The sequence below is a fragment of the Phytopseudomonas dryadis genome, from assembly GCF_004327355.1.
In the GTDB taxonomy this organism is placed as follows: Bacteria; Pseudomonadota; Gammaproteobacteria; order Pseudomonadales; family Pseudomonadaceae; genus Aquipseudomonas; species Aquipseudomonas dryadis.
The window spans coordinates 1-1,150 of record NZ_QJUM01000066.1; the positions used below are offsets into that span (position 1 = coordinate 1).

The window sequence follows — 1,150 nt, forward strand, 5'->3', positions numbered from 1 at the left end:
GACGTCGAAGGCCTGTGCGGTGCCGGCTTCGATGTCAAAAGCCCTGACCGGTTGAACAGCCGCAACGGCTACCGTGATCGCCTCTGGCAAACCCGTGCTGGCGACGTTGATTTGAAGATCCCCAAACTGCGCCAAGGCAGCTATTTCCCGGGTTTTCTGGAGCCACGGCGTACTGCCGAGAAGGCTATGGCAGCGGTCATTCAGGAGGCCTACATCCAAGGTGTATCGACGCGCTCGGTGGACGAGTTGGTTAAGGCCATGGGCATGTCCGGCATCTCGAAAAGCCAAGTATCACGGCTTGCCGGTGAGATCGATGAGCGCGTTCATGCCTTCCTTGACCGCCCGCTTGAGGGCGACTGGCCCTACCTCTGGATCGACGCGACTTACGTCAAGGTACGGGAGGCCGGCCGCATCGTTTCGGTCGCCGTCATAATTGCCGTGGCTGTGAATACCAATGGAGGGCGCGAGGTGCTGGGCATGCGGGTTGGCCCCTCGGAGGCCGAGCCGTTCTGGACGGACTTTCTGCGAAGCCTGATGCGGCGCGGGCTACGAGGCGTGAAGCTAGTGATTTCGGACGCGCACGAAGGGCTCAAGGCCGCGGTGTCCAGGGTCTTCCACGCGACATGGCAGCGCTGCCGCGTTCACTTCATGCGTAACGCCATGGCTCATGTCGGCAAGGGCCAGCGCACCATGGTGGCGGCGCTGTTGCGGACGGTGTTTGCCCAGGACAGCCGCCAGGAATGCCATCAGCAATGGCGCTTGGTAGCAGACCAGTTGCGCGAGAAGTACCCAAAGATCGCAGCGCTTATGGACGGCTGCGAGGATGAAGTGCTGGCGCACATGGCCTTCCCCAAGGCGCACCGGCAGCAGCTCCACAGCACCAACCCGCTGGAACGGCTGAACGCCGAGATCAAGCGCCGTACCGAGGTCGTGGGTATCTTCCCGAACGACCCGGCGATCATCCGGCTGGTCGGGGCGATGCTGCTGGAACAGAACGACGAGTGGTGCCTGCAACGACGCTACATGCAGTTGGAGGCTTTCGAGGCGGTCAGCGATAATCCGCAGGCCAAGCTGTCGGCCGTGATCAACTAAACGGCAAACTCAAGTGGCCGAAGCCATGATGAGTTACACCACTTCCAGGGGCACGATC

The 1,150-nt window shown here is 61.7% G+C and carries 1 protein-coding gene; it reads left to right on the top strand.

The window, feature by feature from the left end; genetic code table 11:
• A partial coding sequence (locus DNK34_RS25240) for an IS256 family transposase (RefSeq protein WP_131178001.1) occupies positions 1 to 1,092 on the top strand: 1,092 nt, incomplete at its 5' end.
• Positions 1,093 to 1,150: the final 58 nt, after the last annotated feature.